This is a genomic window from Salipiger sp., assembly GCF_048261495.1.
Classification (GTDB): domain Bacteria; phylum Pseudomonadota; class Alphaproteobacteria; order Rhodobacterales; family Rhodobacteraceae; genus Salipiger.
This window is the reverse complement of record NZ_JBLXFX010000006.1, coordinates 148,886-165,149: the sequence shown is the minus strand read 5'-3', so window position 1 is coordinate 165,149 and position 16,264 is coordinate 148,886. Positions and strand designations below refer to the sequence as shown.

Here is a 16,264-nt window from a genome sequence, read left to right as displayed (position 1 = left end):
GGCGGGACGGCGGGCGGGGCGATGGTCCGGTCACCGACCGGGCCGAGCGCCGGACGACGTCAGACGAATTGTTCGCGGATCAGGCGCTCTTCCAGCCCGTGGCCGGGGTCGAACAGCACCCGGTGTTCGACACGGGGTTCCGACCGGATGTCGACCCGAACCACGTCGCGCACGGAATCGCTGTCCGCCTCTGCCATGACCGGGCGCTTTTCGTGTTCCAGCACCTCGAAGGTCACCTCCGCCGCCTTGGGCAGCAGCGCCCCGCGCCAGCGACGCGGCCGGAACGGCGCGACCGCGGTCAGCGCCAGCACCTCCGACCCGATGGGCAGGATCGGACCGTGGGCGGAATAGTTGTAGGCGGTCGATCCCGCCGGCGTGGACAGCAGCGCGCCGTCGCAGACCAGTTCCGGCATCCGCAGCTTGCCATCCACGTAGATCGCCAGCCGCGCCGCCTGCGGTCCGGTGCGCAGCAGCGACACCTCGTTGATCGCCAGCGCCCGGTGCACCGTGCCGTCGACCAGGTGCGCCCGCATCGTCAACGGGTTGATGACCGCCTCTTCCGCCGCGCCGAGCCGCTCTTCGAGCGCATGTTCGGAATATTCGTTCATGAGGAAGCCGACCGTGCCCCTGTTCATGCCGTAGACCGGCACGGCCAGTTCCTCGGTCCGGTGCAGCGTGTGCAGCATGAATCCGTCGCCGCCGAGCGCCACGATCACCTCCGCCCCGTCCTCGGCATGGTTGCCGTAGCGGCGCGTCAGCCCGGCCAGCGCCGCCTGGGCGATGGGCGCGCGCGAGGCGCAGAAGGCAATTCTAAGCGTCATGCAGTTTCCTGACCTCTCCCGACCTTTCCGAAACAAGCACAAGTTTTCCCGTACTGCCAGCCATGGCGCAGCTGAAACCCATCCGGTCGCTTTGATGGCTTTGCCCCGCGTCATGTTTCCTTTACCTAGGCGCCACATCCCGAATCCAACCGGAGGTCCGGCCCATGAACGCCCCCACCCGCGACAACGGCTTCTTCACCGAAGAGCTGTCCTCCCGCGATCCCGAAGTCTTTGCCTCGATCACCGGCGAGCTCGGTCGCCAGCGCGACGAGATCGAGCTGATCGCGTCGGAAAACATCGTCTCCCGCGCGGTCATGCAGGCGCAGGGGTCGGTGATGACCAACAAGTACGCCGAAGGTTACCCGGGCCGCCGCTACTACGGCGGTTGCGACTGGGTCGACGTGGCCGAGGAACTGGCCATCGCCCGCGCCAAGGAGCTGTTCGGCTGCGCCTTCGCCAACGTCCAGCCCAACTCCGGCTCCCAGGCCAACCAGGGCGTCTACCAGGCCCTGATCAAGCCCGGCGACACCATCCTCGGCATGAGCCTCGACGCGGGCGGGCACCTCACCCACGGCGCCAAGCCCAACCAGTCGGGCAAGTGGTTCAACGCCATCCAGTACGGCGTGCGAAAGCAGGACAACCTTCTCGACTACGACCAGGTGCAGGAACTCGCCACCGAGCACCAGCCCAAGCTGATCGTCGCCGGCGGCTCGGCCATTCCGCGCAGGATCGACTTTGCCAGGATGCGCGAGATCGCCGACAGCGTGGGGGCCTACCTCATGGTCGACATGGCGCATTTCGCCGGCCTCGTCGCCGGCGGGGAACATCCCGGCCCCTTCCCGCATGCGCACGTGGCCACCACCACCACCCACAAGACCCTGCGCGGTCCGCGCGGCGGCATGATCCTCACCAATGACGAGGATATCGCCAAAAAGGTAAACTCGGCGATCTTCCCCGGCATCCAGGGCGGCCCCCTGATGCATGTCATCGCGGCCAAGGCCGTCGCCTTCGGCGAGGCGCTGCAGCCCGGCTTCAAGGATTACGCCAAGCAGGTCATCGCCAACGCGCGGGCGCTCAGCGATCAGCTCATCAAGGGCGGGCTCGACACCGTGACCCACGGCACCGACACCCATGTGGTGCTGGTCGACCTGCGCCCCAAGGGGGTCAAGGGCACCGCCACCGAAAAGGCGCTCGGTCGCGCCCACATCACCTGCAACAAGAACGGCGTGCCCTTCGATCCGGAAAAGCCGACCATCACCAGCGGCATCCGTCTGGGGTCGCCCGCCGGAACGACCCGCGGTTTCGGTGAGGCGGAGTTCCGTCAGATCGCCGACTGGATCATCGAGGTTGTCGACGGTCTGGCCGCCAACGGCGAGGAAAACAACGCCGAGGTCGAGGCCAAGGTGAAGGGCGAGGTCGAAGCCTTCCTCAAGCGCTTCCCGATCTATCCCACGCTCTGAGTGGCAGATCATCGCGATCGAAGGGGCCGGAGAGCGATCTCCGGCCCCTTTTCCGTGTCGAGTCGGTTCTCCGGAAGGGAGGTGGTTGCGCGCCGCGGGGGCACCGAGCTCCGGAACCCGCGATCCGTCAGTCTTGTGAAAACCGGAAAGCGCCGGATCGAACCCGCCCCGGGAGCAGGGCGGGCCAAGGCCATGCCTTGCAAGGACAAGATCCGCTTCGGTCGGCAGACGGGCCAGAGATACGGAATTCAAAATTCTTCAACTGCCGAACGATATTTCTTGCCGCAGGAAATCCTGACGGCTAACGCTGGGTCACTTGGTCATCGAGCATGATTTGGAGCCAGATAATGAAAGAGCTTTCGCTACTTGCAGTAGCAGGTGCGCTGTTTGTCGGTGGGCTGACGTCAGAAGCGCAGGCCGCTACGTTTACCACGAGCGGACTTTTGACTTCCCCGCCGGTGGGTGCATACGAACTTTTCGTCTTCGACGTGGATGTTGCAGGCACCACCACGCTGCAGCTCTCGAGCGACAGCGACGCCTTCCTCGGTCTTTTTTCGGGGAACGGCGTCCTCGACAACAGTACCTTCATTTCACAGGACGATGACAGCGGCGGCGGTTTGAACAGTTTCCTGTCGTCGACCTTGGCCATCGGAACCTATACCGCCTGGATCACGTCGCACGGCTCGTACTGGGATACGGGGTCGAACGCGATTGCAACTGATCACGATCATCTCCCGATGAATTACACGCTCACGATCAACACCGATATTTCCGGAGCTTCCACGGTTCCTCTGCCGGCGGCGGCTCCGCTGCTGGGCGGTGGCCTGGGGCTTCTCGGCTTCTTCGGGTGGCGCAAGAAGCGCAAGGCTGCGGCCTGACAAACCCGATCACGGCGACTGCAAAGGCGGGCCCGAGGGCCCGCTTTCCATTTTGCAAGACCAGGCGGGCCGTGCGGCTTCGCGGGAAGGAGCGGTGGCAAACCGCTTGAAGGTGGCCCCGCGCCTCCGGAGTCGCGAAATTCGACGCAGGAGCACGATATCCCGGTCGAGGGCCTCTGGCGGCCCGGTGGCCTCCGGTCTACCATCGCACACATGGTCCTGTCCCCCCCACCTCCGAGGCCCGCTCCGGCGCCCACGTCCCTGTCCGTGCTGCGCATCGCGGCCTTCCGGAACCGCTGGCTTGCGTCGCTTGTCTCCAACCTCGGGACGCTGGTGCAGTCGGTGGGCGCGGGGTGGATGATGACCCGGATCAGCGACAGCGACACGATGGTGGCGCTGGTGCAGGCGGGGGTCACGGTGCCGACCATGCTGTTCGCGGTGCTGGCCGGAACCTTTGCGGATCAATACGACCGGCGCAACGTGATGATCGGCGCGCAGCTTTTCATGATGGCCGCGGCCGCGCTGCTGACCGCGCTGGCCTACCTGGGGCTGATGACGCCCTGGATGCTGCTCCTGCTCACCTTCCTTATCGGCACCGGCAGCACCTTCTTCAACCCGTCCTGGCAGGCCTCTCTCGGGGATATCGTGCCGCGTCACGACATGCCGGCGGCGGTGTCGCTGAACTCCATGGGGTTCAATGCCATGCGCTCGGTCGGGCCGGCGATCGGCGGGCTGATCGTCGCGGCGGCGGGGGCGGCCGCGGCCTTTGCGATGAACGCGGTCAGCTACGTGGCGATGATCGTCGTGCTGTGGTTCTGGAAATCCCCGACCAGCGACGAAAAGCTGCCGCGGGAACCGCTGACCTTCGCGGTGCGCTCGGGGCTGCGCTACGTCGCGATGTCGCCCAACCTGCTGAACGTGATGGGGCGGGCCTTCATCTTCGGCCTTGCCTGCGTGTCGGTGCTGTCGCTGCTGCCCATCGTGGCGCAGGAACGGTTGGGCGGAGATGCCACGATCTACGGCATCATGCTGGGGTTCTTCGGCTTCGGCGCCGTGCTCGGGGCGCTGAACAACGCGCGGCTGCGTGCGAGGTTCGACAATGAACGCATGGTCGAGATCGCCTTTTTCGGCGCGATGATCGGCACGGCGGTCCTCGCGCTGGCACCTGACCTGCTGATCGCCGCCCCGGCGTTGATGCTGAACGGCATGGCCTGGACGGTGGGCATGTCGCTGTTCAACGTGACGGTGCAGCTGTCGACGCCGCGCTGGGTCGTGGGGCGGGCGATCGCGCTCTACCAGTCGGCCTCGTTCGGCGGGATGGCGGCGGGAAGCTGGCTCTGGGGGACGGTGTCGGACCACGGCGGCACCGGGGTCGCGCTGGCCGCGGCGGCGGCGGTGCTGGCCTTCGGCGGGTTGCTGGGCCGGCGCCTGCCGCTGCCGGAATACGGCGATCTGGACATGACGCCGCTCGACCGGTTCCGCGAACCGATCCTGCAGCTCGATCTCAAGCCGCGCAGCGGGCCGATCATGGCGGTGACCCAGTTCGAGATCGACCCCGAGGACGTGCCCCGCTTTCTGGAAATCATGGCCGAGCGGCGGCGGGTGCGCATTCGCGACGGGGCGCGCAACTGGGTGCTGATGCGCGACCTCGAGAATCCCCGGATCTGGGAGGAGACCTATCATGTCCCCACCTGGGTCGACTATGTGCGCCACAACACCCGGCGGACGAAATCCGACCATGGCAGCTGGGAGCAGTTGCTGACCCTGCACCGGGGCGAGGCCAAGCCGCACACGCGGCGGATGCTCGAGCGCCCGTCGATCCCGCGCCGGCGCAACGGAGTCTATGACTATGAGATGTAATGCCCCGGATGCCCCGGTTCGCGGGTCGCAGGCGACGAACGTGGTCATGCACCTCGGGGCGTGGCTGGTGATCGTGACCGCCGCGCTGGAATTCTTCCTGAGGCCCGGATTCCTGCCGTCTCCCGGCTGGATGCAGGCCGCGCTGGCGGTCGGCCTGCCGCCCGTCGCCCTGGTCTGGCTGCGGATGCTGCGCACGCTGAACCGCCGCGACCTGCGCGCGCCCCGGGCCGTCGACGGCGCCGACGCACCCTATCGGCTGGCCGTCGTCGCGTTCTGTGCGGCCTTTGCCCTGGGCACGGTTGTCTGCCTGCAAAGCACATTGCCCGGCATCGTCACCCGCTTCGCGGGGACGCCCGCAACCGCAGAACTGACGGTAGCGGCGCTGCACCGCAACACCTCCCGCCGCTATTGCAACGAGGGGCTGACAGTGGCGGGCCTGCCCTTCTACGCAAACGACATCTGCGGCCTTCCTCGGGCACAGTGGGAGAAGATCCGGCCCGGCGACCGGCTGCTGGTGGAGGGCGTGGCAAACCGGTTCGGATTCGTCCCTCGCCGCGTCGTCCTGATCCTGCCGAAGTGAAAAGGCCCGCCGTTGCGGGCGGGCCTTTCCGGATAGGTGCCTGACGATCAGGCCGGCGACTTGGCGAACCGCAGGTAGGGCAGCCGGATGTCCAGCTCGCCGTATTTCTCCTTTGCCTGCTCGTTGTCGAGCGAGGTGGCGACGACCACGTCCTGGCCGACTTTCCAGTTTGCCGGGGTGGCCAGCGGCACACCGTAGGTCAACTGCAGCGCATCGAGCGCGCGCAGAACCTCGCCGAAGTTGCGGCCGATGGTCATCGGGTAGGTCATCATCAGCTTCAGCTTGTTGTCCGGGCCGACGATGAAGACCGAACGCACCGTGGCGCTGTCGGCCGGGGTGCGGCCGTCGGGCAGGTAGGCTTCGGCGGGAAGCATGTCGAAGGCCTTGGCGACGGCGAGATCCTCATCGGCGATGATCGGGAAGCCCGCCTTGCTGCCGGCAAAGCTCTCGATGTCGCCCTTCCACTTCTTGTGGTCCTCGACGCCGTCCACGGAAATGCCGATCACCTTTGTGTCGCGCTTGGCCCATTCGTCGGCCAGCTGTGCCACGGCCCCGAATTCGGTGGTGCAAACGGGCGTGAAATCCTTGGGGTGCGAGAAGAGGACCGTCCACTTCCCGCCGATGAAATCGTGCAGGTCGTAATCGCCCTGGTCCGTGGAAACATGGATGTTCGGAATTTCGTCGTTGATGCGAAGTGCCATGATGCCTTCCTTTCCTGCGGTCTGCCGGATGCTTGTGTCCGGGTTCGTTGCGCAAGATAGGGGCGGACCGGCGGAATGTCATGGGGCCGGATCAAAGACAGGACGGACATTCTGCCCCGGCCGGGGTTTTCAGAACGGGGCTTTCGAGCGGAACGACATTCCGACACCGCCGTCCGGGTGAGCGAGCCGCAGTTCCTCGGCATGGAGCATCAGCCGGGGGTGGGTCGCCGTGGTTTCGGGCGCGTAGAGCGGATCGCCGAGGATCGGATGCCCGAGCGCCAGCGTGTGGACGCGGAGCTGGTGGCTGCGCCCGGTCTTGGGAAAGAGCCGGACGCGGGTTTCCTCGTCGCTTGCCTTCATCACCCGCCAGTCGGTGAGGGCGGGGCGACCGGTCTCGTGGTCGACCTTTTGCAGGGGGCGGTTTTCCCAGTCGACGATCAGCGGCAGGTCGACGGTGCCGGTCCGCGGCTCCAGCCGCCCGGCGAGGCGGGCGACATAGGTCTTGCGGGTGCGGCGCTGCTCGAACTGAAGGCCGAGGTGACGCTGGGCATGCGGCGTCAGTCCGAAGACGATCACCCCGGAGGTGTCGCGGTCGAGCCGGTGCACGAGACGCACGGTCGGAAAGGCCCGTTCCAGCCGGGAGATCAGGCAATCGGCCAGCTCCGGACCCTTGCCGGGCACCGAGAGCAGGCCGGCGGGCTTGTCGACCACGAGGATTTCGTGGTCGGCGTGCAGGATCGGGATCTCTCCCCCGGGCGGATCGTAGGCGGTCATGGCGCCCCCTGTTGCAAATGCGGGCGCGCGGGGCAAGGGGGCTAGCGGGCGAAGGTGGCGTCGAGGATCGCCTGGAGGCGGATCGCGTCATCCTCGGCAAAGGCATCGGGCTGATTGCTGTCGATGTCGAAGACCGCGATCAGCGCGCCGGTGGCGTCACGCACCGGCAGCACCAGCTCGGAGCGGGTGGTGGAGGCGCAGGCGATATGGCCGGGGAAGGCATCGACATCGGGCACGATCTGCGCCGTGCCGGTGCGGGCGCAGGCGCCGCAGACGCCGCGCTCGAACGGGATCACGAGGCAGCCGTGCCCGCCCTGGTAGGGGCCGATCCTGAGCAGGCCCGGCTCTGTCACCCGGTAGAACCCGGTCCAGTCGAAGCGGTCGTCGGAATGGTGCACCTCGCAGGCGAGGGTGGCCATGAGCGCGACGGAATCGCGCTCGCCCCCGGTCAGCGCGGCGACGGTTCTGGCGAGGGCGGGGTAGTCGACCTGCATGGCAGCTCCTTGTGGTGGCGGAGTGGGGGCGCTGCCCCCGCGCGCTGGCGCGCTCCCCCGGGATATTTTCGGCCAGAAGAGGCCTAGAGGCGTTCGATGGCGATGGCGGTGCCTTCGCCGCCGCCGATGCAGATGGCGGCGATGCCGCGGCGCAGGCCGCGTTTTTCGAGCGCGTTCAGCAGGGTGACGATGATGCGGGCGCCGCTGGCGCCGATGGGGTGGCCGAGGGCGCAGGCGCCGCCGTTGACGTTTACCACGTCGCGGGGGAGGCTCATTTCCTTCATGAAGGCCATGGGCACGACGGCAAAGGCCTCGTTCACCTCCCAGAGGTCGACATCGCCCTTTTTCCAGCCGATGCGCTCGAGGAGCTTGCGGGCGGCGGGGATCGGAGCGGTGGGGAATTGCGACGGGGCCTGCGCATGCGTGGCGTGGCCGAGGATCCGGGCGCGGGGCACGGTGCCGGAGCTTACCGCATGGTCCAGCGTGGTCAGCACCAAGGCCGCGGCGCCGTCGGAGATCGACGAGGAATTGGCCGCCGTCACCGTCCCGTCCTTGCGGAAGGCGGGTTTCAGGTGCGGGATCTTCTCGGGGCGGGCGCGCCCAGGCTGTTCGTCGCGGGTCATGATCTCTTCGCCGGTGCGGGCATGGATGGTGACCGGGGTGATCTCGTCCACGAAGGCGCCGCTGCGCTCGGCGTCGAGCGCGTTGTCGAGCGAGGCGATGGCGTACTGGTCCTGCGCCTCGCGGGTGAAGCGGAAGCCCTCGGCGCAATCCTCGGCGAAGGTGCCCATGAGGCGACCCTTGTCATAGGCATCCTCGAGGCCGTCGAGGAACATGTGATCGACGACCCTGTCGTGGCCGAGCCGCGCCCCGCCGCGCATCTTCGGCAGCAGGTAGGGGGCGTTGGACATGCTTTCCATGCCCCCCGCGACCATCGTCACGGCATGGCCGAGCGCGATCTGGTCGTAGGCGACCATGGCGGCCTTCATCCCCGAGCCGCACATCTTGTTGAGGGTCGTGGCGGGGACCTCGTTGCCGAGGCCCGCGCGGAAACCGGCCTGGCGGGCGGGGGCCTGGCCCTGGCCCGCCGGCAGCACGCAGCCCATCACCAGCTCGTCGATCGGCGGGCGGCCCGCCTCGGCGAGGGCGGCCCGAATCGCCGCGCCTCCGAGATCCGGGGCGGCGAGGTCGGAAAACGCGCCCTGAAACCCCCCTGTCGCGGTGCGTGCGGCGCCGGTGATGACGATGTCTGCCATGGCCCTGTCTCCTCTCCTGTCCGTCTCCTGCTTACCGAATGGTAAGGATCGCCGTCTAGCCTGTGCATCGGAACAGGAACACGAGGCCGGGCAAATGAACGTGACCACTCTTGCAGGCGGCGAGCCGCAGATCATCCAGGTGGGGGAATCGCGCATCGACGCGGCCGTCGCCATCCAGTTCAAGGATCGCGTCCGCGAACTTGTCTCGCCCGAGGCCGAGCGCGTGGTGCTGGACCTTGCGGCGGTGGAATTCATCGATTCCAGCGGGCTGGGCGCCATCGTCGCCGCGATGAAGGCGATGGGCGAGGGGCAGCGGCTGGATCTTGCCGGGTTGACGCCGATCGTCGACAAGGTGTTCCGCATGACCCGGATGGACACGATCTTCGTCATTCACGAGTCGCTCGATGCCGCCCGCGCCGCAAAGGTCGGCTGAGCCCACCCGCGACCGGAGGGCCCCAGGCCAGATGGCGGATTCGCCCGACACAGGACCGGCGCCGACCCTGACGCTGGACATCGGCGCCACTCCGGAAGATGTCCGCGTGGCGCTCGACCGGACGACCGCCGCGCTGTTGCGCTGCGGATTCGCGCCGGGGCATTGCGGGTTCACCGAAATCGTCCTTGCCGAAGTGCTCAACAATGTCGTGGAACATGCCTATCGCGACTGCCCGCGTGGCCGGATCCGCATCGACGTCCGGGCCGGGCCGGAGCGCGTGGACCTCGTGATCCGGGATCGCGGGGCGCGGATGCCGGGGGACCGGCTGCCCGTCGGCTCGCCCGTGGATGTCGATGTTCCGGTCGACGATCTGCCGGAGGGAGGATTCGGCTGGTTCCTCATCCGCACCATGGCGGACCAGCTTGTCTATCGTCGCGAGGACGGCGGTAATCGGCTGGAAATCGGCCTGTCCCTCGAGAATGCCGATCTGGCGGGTCACGCCTGAGCCCGGCGCGCCGGTCGCGATACCTTGAATCGGCCTCAATCCCATCTCAATGCAGCCGCAATACCCCGGCAAAAGGGAGGGGTAGCTGCTTATGGCTTCCCTCGGCGTCACGCCGTTTCAGCCCCCACCCAGTGCGTGGCGCCGAGGAACTTTCCCCCCACGGCGCATGTACGGCAATGCCCTCCGCCCGGTTCCGGCGGGGGCCGTCCGCATGCCCGGCGCGCGGCGTTCCGACTGCCCTGACAAGACCTCCTCCTCACCATATTTTTGCCCGAAACCAAGGGGATATTGACGGGGTAGCTGCAACAAGCTTCACCCCGGCGCTCCGCCGTTTCAGCCCCCACCCAGTGCGGGGCGTCGGGGACTACTCCCCTCCATTGACGCGGCCTGCGACGCCCCTATGCTCGGCCACCGAGCAGGAGGCAGAGTATATGCGCGATTTCCAGAAACCCGGCCGGTCGGCCGTCTACGCCGCGAACGGGCTTTGCGCCACGTCGCACCCGCTGGCCGCCGCCGCCGCGGTCGATATCCTCAAGCAGGGGGGCAATGCGGTCGATGCGGCGATCGCCGGAGCGGTGCTGCTGGGACTGGCCGAACCGCAGATGACCGGCATCGGCGGCGACTGCTTTGCGCTGATCTCGCCCGCGGGCACCGAGGATGTCATCGCCGTCAACGGGTCGGGCCGCGCGCCAGCCGCGGCGTCGGCGGCGCGGATGCGCGCCGAGGGGCACGAGGTCGTGCCGGTGCACGGGGTCGAGGCGGTGAGCCTGCCCGGCGCGGTCGACGCCTTCTGCGACATGTCGGCCCGTTGGGGACGGCTCGGGCTGGCGGACAGCCTCGCCCCGGCGATCCGCTACATGGAGGACGGCATTCCCGTCGCACCCCGCGTCGCCTTTGACTGGCAGGCCGATTCCGCCGTGTTGCAGGGCCACGGCCGCCGACATTTCCTGAACGGCGGCGCAGTGCCGGGGACGGGCGATCTGTTCCGGCTGCCGGGACAGGCAGAGGTGCTGCGGCGGATCGCCCGCGAGGGCCGCGCCGGGTTCTACGAGGGCGAAGTGGCCGAGGACATGCTGGCGACGCTGACCGCCATGGGCGGCGTGCATACGGCAGAGGATTTCGCCGCGACCCGCTGCACCGTCGGCACGCCGGTCTCCGGCGGCTACGGCGGGCACGAATTGCTGGAACACGCGCCCAACGGGCAGGGTGTCACCGCGATCCTGTTGCTCAACATCCTGAAACGCTTCGATATCGCCGCGATGGACCCGCTCGGGGCCGAGCGCGCCCATATCGAGGCCGAGGCCGCCAAGCTGGCCTATGATGCGCGCAACCGTTTCCTGTCGGACCCGGCCACGATGACCCGGCTCGACCGGCTGATGAGCGATGCGCTGGCCGATGAACTGGCGGCGCTGATCGACCCGAAGCGGGCCATGGCCTCGCCCGCCGAGCTGTCCGAGGCGGTGCACAAGGACACGATCTACATCACCGTCGTCGACCGCGACCGCATGGCGGTGTCGTTGATCTACTCGATCTTCCACGGCTTCGGGTCGGGGATCGCGTCGGAAAAGTTCGGCATCCTGTTCCAGAACCGCGGGGCGGGCTTCACGCTGGCCGAGGGGCATCCGAACGAGCTGAAGGGCGGTCAGCGCCCGATGCACACGATCATTCCGGCGATCCTGCGCCATGAGGGGCGCGTCACCATGCCCTTCGGGGTCATGGGCGGGCAGTACCAGCCCAACGGCCATGCGCGGGTGGTGTCCAACCTGCTCGACTTCGGCATGGAGCCGCAGGAGGCGCTGGATGCGCCGCGTGCCTTCCCTCAGGACGGCAAACTGCGGCTCGAACGCGGATATGCCGACGACGTGCGGGCGGCGCTGGTCGCAATGGGCCACGATGTCGTGGAACCGGAGGCACCCATCGGCGGGGCGCAGGCCATCGCGATCCACGCATCCGGCGTGCTCGAAGGCGCGTCGGACCCGCGCAAGGACGGCTGCGCCATCGGTTACTGAACAGGGTCGGGCGGCAATCACGGCAATCCCCACAATTGCCGCCCCGCTGCCCGACTTTCGCCCGACCTCCTGCCCAAGCTCCGGTCAAACGTCCCCGCAACCAGACCGGAGCCCACCGTCATGTTCGGCCCTCTTGCAGCCCTCGAATCCTACGTCTTCAACGCCTTCAACTTCAGCGGACGCGCCTCGCGTTCGGAATACTGGTGGGCGGTGTTGCTCGTCATCGCGATCACGCTGCTGTCGCTCGTGGTGGACGGCGTGACCCTGTACCGCGCCTATACGGAAACCGGCATGATTCCGATGAGCTTCACCAGCTACCTGAGCCCGGTGGTCTACCTGCTGACCCTGGTGCCGAACCTCTCCTCCTCGGTTCGCCGGATGCACGACACCGGCCGCTCGGCGCTCTGGTTGCTGGTGGCCTTCGTTCCGGTGGTCGGCTGGATGGTGCAGATCGTCCTGCTGCTGCTGCCGGGCGACGAGCAGGACAATTCCTGGGGCAATCCGCGCGCGCCCCTCGGCACCGTGGCGTCCCGCGGCGAGAGCGGCCGCCCGTCCTCCGGGCCGGGACGGTCCAATCCGCTCGATGCCTATGCGGTGCTGCTGCACACCGACCGCCAGCCCTCTCCCGAGGAGGTGGCGCGGCGCAAGCAGGAGATCCACGAGTATTTCCAGCGCAACGTGTCGCGCCGCGCGGTCGCCTGATCCGGTCCGGACGGATGTGAAAAGCCGGGGGCCACGTTCGGACCCCCGGCTTCTTCTTGTTCCGGATAGGCAGCATCCGGCAGCGCCGCCCGCGCCGTGGCGGGGGCGGCGCGCCGCTCAGTAGCTGTAGGCGCCGTAGATCCGGCCGAGGTCGCCGTTCCAGTCGCCCTCGTAGTGCTCCAGCAGTTCGTCCGCCGGAACCTGTCCGGTTTCGATGCTTTCCTTGAGCGCGTTCAGGAAATGCGTCTCGTCGGGCAGCAGGCCGCCCGCGCCGGGGCAGGCGCGCGCCTTCAGACCGGCCTCGGCGATGGCGACGACCTCTCCGGCGAGATCGTGCATCGAGATGCCGTTGACCGTCGCCTGCAGCGCCTGTTCCGAGGCGGCGACGCGCAGCGCCTCGCGGGTTTCCGTATCCCAGCCCTTCACCAGGTCCCAGGCCGCATCCAGCGCGCCCTGATCGTAGGTCAGCCCGACCCAGAAGGCGGGCAGGGCGCAAAGCCTGCGCCACGGGCCGCCATCGGCGCCGCGCATCTCGATGAACTTCTTCAGGCGGGCTTCGGGAAAGGCGGTGGTCAGGTGGTCCGCCCAGTCCGACAGCGTCGGCGTCTCGCCCGGCAGCGCGGGCAGTCGGCCCTCCATGAAGTCGCGGAACGACTGGCCGAGCGCGTCGATGTACTTGCCGTCGCGGTAGACGAAATACATCGGCACGTCGAGCATGTAGTCGACGTAGCGCTCGAAGCCGAAGCCCTCCTCGAAGACGAAGGGCAGCATCCCGGTGCGGGCGTCATCGAGGTGGCGCCAGACATAGGAGCGGTAGCTCTTGAGGCCGTTGGGCCTGCCCTCGAAGAACGGCGAATTGGCAAACAGCGCGGTTGCGACCGGCTGCAGGGCCAGGGCAACGCGCATCTTCTTGACCATGTCGGCCTCGGAGCCGAAATCGAGGTTCACCTGCACCGTGCAGGTGCGCCGCATCATCGTGGTGCCGGTGGTGCCGACCCGGCCCATGTAGGCATCCATCAGCTTGTAGCGGCCCTTGGGCATCAGCGGCATTTCGGAATGCATCCATTCCGGCGCCGCGCCGAGCCCGATGAAGCCGACGCCGAGCTCGTCCGAGATCCCCTTGACCTCGCGCAGGTGGACGTTCACCTCGTCGCAGGTCTGGTGGATGGTCTCGAGCGGAGCGCCCGACAGCTCCAGCGCGCCGCCCGGTTCGAGCGAGACGTTGGCCCCGTACTTGGTCAGCCCGATCAGGTGGCCGCCCTCTTCGACCGGGGCCCAGCCATGCCGGTCGCGCAGCCCCTCGAGCACCGCGCGGATCGAGCGCGGACCGTCGTAGGGCAGCGGTTCGTGGGTGTCCGAAAGATAGCCGAACTTCTCGTGTTCGGTGCCGATGCGCCAGTCTTCCTTGGGCTTGCAGCCCGATTCCAGATACTCGGCCAACTGGTCCCGGCGTTCGATCGGCCCGCCGCCGGATTGAGGGATGGACATGAAACAAGGCTCCGATCTGTGGCCGCTCCGGGCGCGTCAATGGTCAGGGATGGGCGGAATGATCCGGCTTGTCAATGCAGACGGAGGTGTGCGCTTTTGCGCGGAGCGGCTTCCCAGATGGTGACCGGCGCGGTGCCGTCGCGACGCATTTCGGCCAGCATCCGTTCGGTGCGCAGGCCGGGCAGGGTGGCGAAGGCATCGAACAGCGCATCCGCCCCTTCGGCGGTCAGCGGGATCGCCAGCGGCGGCTCTCCGGGGCGGTGCAGCATCCAGTGCGGCGGCCGCGCGCCGGGATCGAGCACCAGCCGGCTGAGCGAGTCGAGATCGGCGGTGCCGCCGGTGAGCGGGCCGAAATAGGCGATGCGCCCTTCGACGATCTGCACCACGCCGGGGCCGCCGTCTCCCAGCCGGAAGCGCCCGCGCTGAAGGCCCGCGATGACGAGCAGGACGCCCAGCACGGCCACCGCGTAGCCGATCCAGTGCAACAGCCCGCCGCCGGTGAACAGGCCCCAGTAGAGACCCAGCGCCAGCACCCCGAGCCCGGTCAGCGCCTCGCGCCACTGCCAGAGCGCGGCGCGCGCCTTGGGGCGGATCAGGCTCATGCCCAGTCCCCGCAGGACATCTGCCACAGGGTCAGCGCCGCCACCGCCGCCGTGTCGGCGCGCAGGATGCGCGGGCCGAGGGCGATGCGGCAGGAGGTGTCCATTGCGCGCAGGCGGGTGCGTTCGGCCTCTGCGAACCCGCCTTCGGGGCCGATGAGGATCGCCCACTTGCCGCCGCGCGGACCGAGCGCGGCGGCGCTTTCGCCCGCTGCGGCCTCGTCGCAGAAGACCAGCCGCCGGTCGGCGGGCCAGTCCCCGAGCAGCCGGTCGAGCTTTTGCAGCTCGGCCACCTCGGGAACGTAGGTCGCGCCGCATTGTTCGGCGGCCTCGACGGCGTGGGCCTGCAGGCGATCCTGGCGGATCCGTTCCGAATTGGTGAAGGCGGTCTGCACCGGCAGGATGCGCGCCGCGCCCATTTCCACCGCCTTCTCGACGATGAAATCGGTGCGCGCCTTCTTGATCGGCGCGAACATCAGCCAGACATCCGGCGGCATCCGCAGCGGGCGCGAATGCGTCACGCAGGTGAGGGTGCCGCCGCGCTTGCCGGCCTCGGAGACCTCGGCCAGCCACTCTCCGTCGCGGCCGTTGAACAGCGCCACGGCGCCGCCCTCGGTCATCCGCATCACGGAAAAGAGATAGTGCGCCTGCTCCCGCGTCAGAGGGACAGGTTGTCCCGCGCCCAGCGGGTGATCTATGAACAGGCGAACCTTGGCATCCATGAGGCGGAACATATGAGCCAACCCGGAGCAACGCCAGAGCCGCAGGGCCAGGTTTCCGACGCGGTGCGCGGAAACTGGGTCGATCATCACGCCCCGGCCTTTGCGCGGCCCTACCTGCGGCTGTCGCGCGCGGACCGGCCCATCGGGACGTGGCTGCTGCTGCTGCCCTGCTGGTGGGGGCTGCTGCTGGCGATGGTCGGCGACGGGCAGGCACGCTGGTTCGACCTATGGATCCTTGCCGGTTGCGGGATCGGGGCGTTCCTCATGCGCGGGGCGGGCTGCACCTGGAACGACATCACCGATCGCGACATCGACGGCTCGGTCGCGCGCACCGCGTCGCGCCCCATCCCCTCGGGACAGGTGAGCGCGAAACAGGCGCTGGCCTGGGCAGTGGCGCAATCGCTGGTGGCCTTCTGCATCCTGCTGACCTTTCCCCCCGCCGCCATCGCGCTCGGGGTGCTGTCGCTGCTGCCGGTAGCGATCTACCCCTTTGCCAAGCGGTTCACCTGGTGGCCGCAGGTCTTTCTGGGCATCGCCTTCAACTGGGGCGCGCTGCTGGCCTGGACCGCGCACACCGGCTCGCTCGGGCTGCCGGCGGTGGTGCTCTATGTCTCGGGCATGGCGTGGACGCTGTTCTACGACACCATCTATGCCCACCAGGACAAGGAGGACGATGCCCTAATCGGGGTGAAATCCACCGCCCGCCTGTTCGGAGACGCGGCCACGCCGAAATGGCTCGCGCGCTTTCTCGTGGCCACCGTCGCGCTGATGGGCCTGGCCGTCGTCCTTGCCGCGCCGCGGGGCGAGATCCTGACCCTCGTGATCCTGATCGGCGGACCCTGGGCGATGGGCTGGCACATGATGTGGCAGATGCGCAAACTCGACGTCGACGACAACGGACGGCTTCTCATGCTGTTCCGCTCCAACCGCGATGCGGGCCTGTTGCCCGTGCTGTTTTTCGCCGTAGCCCTGCTCGCGTGAT

At 68.0% G+C, this 16,264-nt stretch carries 17 protein-coding genes; 9 read left to right on the top strand and 8 right to left on the bottom strand.

Annotation, left to right across the window (positions count from 1 at the left end; translation table 11 throughout):
• Window positions 1–59: 59 nt before the first annotated feature.
• A complete protein-coding gene (locus ACN0RJ_RS13965) occupies window positions 60–821 on the bottom strand; it encodes an NAD kinase (RefSeq protein ID WP_417720404.1) in 762 nt (253 codons plus the stop codon).
• A gap of 164 nt (window positions 822–985) precedes the next feature.
• On the opposite strand from ACN0RJ_RS13965, the gene glyA reads away from it, so the two are divergent.
• From glyA to ACN0RJ_RS13945, 4 genes are all read left to right on the top strand, one after another.
• On the top strand, window positions 986–2,281 hold the full coding sequence (gene glyA, locus ACN0RJ_RS13960; protein WP_417724659.1) for a serine hydroxymethyltransferase: 1,296 nt from the start codon (window positions 986–988) through the stop codon (window positions 2,279–2,281).
• A 347-nt stretch (window positions 2,282–2,628) separates the two neighbouring features.
• Entirely contained in the window at window positions 2,629–3,159 is a 531-nt protein-coding gene (locus ACN0RJ_RS13955; protein ID WP_417724658.1) for a PEP-CTERM sorting domain-containing protein, read from the top strand.
• A gap of 213 nt (window positions 3,160–3,372) precedes the next feature.
• Complete coding sequence (locus ACN0RJ_RS13950; protein WP_417720407.1) at window positions 3,373–5,019, top strand: MFS transporter; 1,647 nt, start codon at window positions 3,373–3,375, stop codon at window positions 5,017–5,019.
• Window positions 5,009–5,599, top strand: coding sequence for a hypothetical protein (locus ACN0RJ_RS13945; RefSeq protein ID WP_417724657.1), 591 nt, complete (start codon window positions 5,009–5,011; stop codon window positions 5,597–5,599). Before ACN0RJ_RS13950 ends, ACN0RJ_RS13945 begins: the two co-directional genes overlap by 11 nt.
• Window positions 5,600–5,646: 47 nt before the next feature.
• On the opposite strand, the gene ACN0RJ_RS13940 is transcribed toward ACN0RJ_RS13945, so the two are convergent.
• The 4 genes from ACN0RJ_RS13940 to ACN0RJ_RS13925 all read right to left on the bottom strand — a co-directional run bounded on the left by ACN0RJ_RS13940 (window position 5,647) and on the right by ACN0RJ_RS13925 (window position 8,824).
• Window positions 5,647–6,300, bottom strand: a complete 654-nt coding sequence (locus ACN0RJ_RS13940; RefSeq protein ID WP_417724656.1) for a peroxiredoxin — start codon at window positions 6,298–6,300, stop codon at window positions 5,647–5,649.
• A 129-nt stretch (window positions 6,301–6,429) separates the two neighbouring features.
• Window positions 6,430–7,074, bottom strand: a complete 645-nt coding sequence (locus ACN0RJ_RS13935; protein ID WP_417720410.1) for a pseudouridine synthase — start codon at window positions 7,072–7,074, stop codon at window positions 6,430–6,432.
• A 41-nt stretch (window positions 7,075–7,115) separates the two neighbouring features.
• A complete protein-coding gene (locus tag ACN0RJ_RS13930; RefSeq protein WP_417720411.1) occupies window positions 7,116–7,568 on the bottom strand; it encodes a GAF domain-containing protein in 453 nt (150 codons plus the stop codon).
• Between the two features lie 83 nt (window positions 7,569–7,651).
• Entirely contained in the window at window positions 7,652–8,824 is a 1,173-nt protein-coding gene (locus tag ACN0RJ_RS13925; protein WP_417724655.1) for an acetyl-CoA C-acyltransferase, read from the bottom strand.
• Window positions 8,825–8,918: 94 nt separating this feature from the next.
• On the opposite strand from ACN0RJ_RS13925, the gene ACN0RJ_RS13920 reads away from it, so the two are divergent.
• From ACN0RJ_RS13920 to ACN0RJ_RS13905, 4 genes are all read left to right on the top strand, one after another.
• Window positions 8,919–9,257, top strand: coding sequence for an STAS domain-containing protein (locus ACN0RJ_RS13920; protein ID WP_417720413.1), 339 nt, complete (start codon window positions 8,919–8,921; stop codon window positions 9,255–9,257).
• A gap of 31 nt (window positions 9,258–9,288) precedes the next feature.
• A complete protein-coding gene (locus tag ACN0RJ_RS13915) occupies window positions 9,289–9,762 on the top strand; it encodes an ATP-binding protein (RefSeq protein ID WP_417720414.1) in 474 nt (157 codons plus the stop codon).
• A gap of 431 nt (window positions 9,763–10,193) precedes the next feature.
• Window positions 10,194–11,771: a gamma-glutamyltransferase family protein gene (locus tag ACN0RJ_RS13910; protein WP_417724654.1), complete on the top strand. Its 1,578-nt coding sequence runs from the start codon at window positions 10,194–10,196 to the stop codon at window positions 11,769–11,771.
• Between the two features lie 120 nt (window positions 11,772–11,891).
• The gene (locus ACN0RJ_RS13905; RefSeq protein ID WP_417720416.1) at window positions 11,892–12,473 is read left to right on the top strand and encodes a DUF805 domain-containing protein; all 582 of its coding nucleotides are present in this window, start codon (window positions 11,892–11,894) and stop codon (window positions 12,471–12,473) included.
• Window positions 12,474–12,590: 117 nt separating this feature from the next.
• Here ACN0RJ_RS13905 and ACN0RJ_RS13900 read toward each other — a convergent pair whose 3' ends face one another.
• The 3 genes from ACN0RJ_RS13900 to ACN0RJ_RS13890 form a co-directional block, all read right to left on the bottom strand.
• Window positions 12,591–13,961, bottom strand: a complete 1,371-nt coding sequence (locus tag ACN0RJ_RS13900) for a glutamate--cysteine ligase (protein WP_417724653.1) — start codon at window positions 13,959–13,961, stop codon at window positions 12,591–12,593.
• 71 nt (window positions 13,962–14,032) lie between these two features.
• Window positions 14,033–14,563, bottom strand: a complete 531-nt coding sequence (locus tag ACN0RJ_RS13895) for a hypothetical protein (RefSeq protein WP_417720418.1) — start codon at window positions 14,561–14,563, stop codon at window positions 14,033–14,035.
• The gene (locus ACN0RJ_RS13890; protein ID WP_417724652.1) at window positions 14,560–15,282 is read right to left on the bottom strand and encodes a 16S rRNA (uracil(1498)-N(3))-methyltransferase; all 723 of its coding nucleotides are present in this window, start codon (window positions 15,280–15,282) and stop codon (window positions 14,560–14,562) included. The genes ACN0RJ_RS13895 and ACN0RJ_RS13890 overlap by 4 nt, the downstream gene beginning before the upstream one ends.
• Window positions 15,283–15,294: 12 nt before the next feature.
• Here ACN0RJ_RS13890 and ubiA point away from each other — a divergent pair, with 12 nt between their 5' ends.
• Window positions 15,295–16,263 (top strand): 4-hydroxybenzoate octaprenyltransferase, encoded by a 969-nt coding sequence (gene ubiA / locus ACN0RJ_RS13885; RefSeq protein ID WP_417724651.1) that lies wholly within the window; start codon window positions 15,295–15,297, stop codon window positions 16,261–16,263.
• Window position 16,264: the final 1 nt, after the last annotated feature.

Excerpts from the sequence above, each read along its gene's own strand:
- ACN0RJ_RS13965 (WP_417720404.1), bottom strand. The coding sequence starts at position 821 with ATGACGCTTAGAATTGCCTTCTGCGCCTCGCGCGCGCCCATCGCCCAG.
- glyA (WP_417724659.1), top strand. The coding sequence starts at position 986 with ATGAACGCCCCCACCCGCGACAACGGCTTCTTCACCGAAGAGCTGTCC.
- ACN0RJ_RS13955 (WP_417724658.1), top strand. The coding sequence starts at position 2,629 with ATGAAAGAGCTTTCGCTACTTGCAGTAGCAGGTGCGCTGTTTGTCGGT.
- ACN0RJ_RS13950 (WP_417720407.1), top strand. The coding sequence starts at position 3,373 with ATGGTCCTGTCCCCCCCACCTCCGAGGCCCGCTCCGGCGCCCACGTCC.
- ACN0RJ_RS13945 (WP_417724657.1), top strand. The coding sequence starts at position 5,009 with ATGAGATGTAATGCCCCGGATGCCCCGGTTCGCGGGTCGCAGGCGACG.
- ACN0RJ_RS13940 (WP_417724656.1), bottom strand. The coding sequence starts at position 6,300 with ATGGCACTTCGCATCAACGACGAAATTCCGAACATCCATGTTTCCACG.
- ACN0RJ_RS13935 (WP_417720410.1), bottom strand. The coding sequence starts at position 7,074 with ATGACCGCCTACGATCCGCCCGGGGGAGAGATCCCGATCCTGCACGCC.
- ACN0RJ_RS13930 (WP_417720411.1), bottom strand. The coding sequence starts at position 7,568 with ATGCAGGTCGACTACCCCGCCCTCGCCAGAACCGTCGCCGCGCTGACC.
- ACN0RJ_RS13925 (WP_417724655.1), bottom strand. The coding sequence starts at position 8,824 with ATGGCAGACATCGTCATCACCGGCGCCGCACGCACCGCGACAGGGGGG.
- ACN0RJ_RS13920 (WP_417720413.1), top strand. The coding sequence starts at position 8,919 with ATGAACGTGACCACTCTTGCAGGCGGCGAGCCGCAGATCATCCAGGTG.
- ACN0RJ_RS13915 (WP_417720414.1), top strand. The coding sequence starts at position 9,289 with ATGGCGGATTCGCCCGACACAGGACCGGCGCCGACCCTGACGCTGGAC.
- ACN0RJ_RS13910 (WP_417724654.1), top strand. The coding sequence starts at position 10,194 with ATGCGCGATTTCCAGAAACCCGGCCGGTCGGCCGTCTACGCCGCGAAC.
- ACN0RJ_RS13905 (WP_417720416.1), top strand. The coding sequence starts at position 11,892 with ATGTTCGGCCCTCTTGCAGCCCTCGAATCCTACGTCTTCAACGCCTTC.
- ACN0RJ_RS13900 (WP_417724653.1), bottom strand. The coding sequence starts at position 13,961 with ATGTCCATCCCTCAATCCGGCGGCGGGCCGATCGAACGCCGGGACCAG.
- ACN0RJ_RS13895 (WP_417720418.1), bottom strand. The coding sequence starts at position 14,563 with ATGAGCCTGATCCGCCCCAAGGCGCGCGCCGCGCTCTGGCAGTGGCGC.
- ACN0RJ_RS13890 (WP_417724652.1), bottom strand. The coding sequence starts at position 15,282 with ATGGATGCCAAGGTTCGCCTGTTCATAGATCACCCGCTGGGCGCGGGA.
- ubiA (WP_417724651.1), top strand. The coding sequence starts at position 15,295 with ATGAGCCAACCCGGAGCAACGCCAGAGCCGCAGGGCCAGGTTTCCGAC.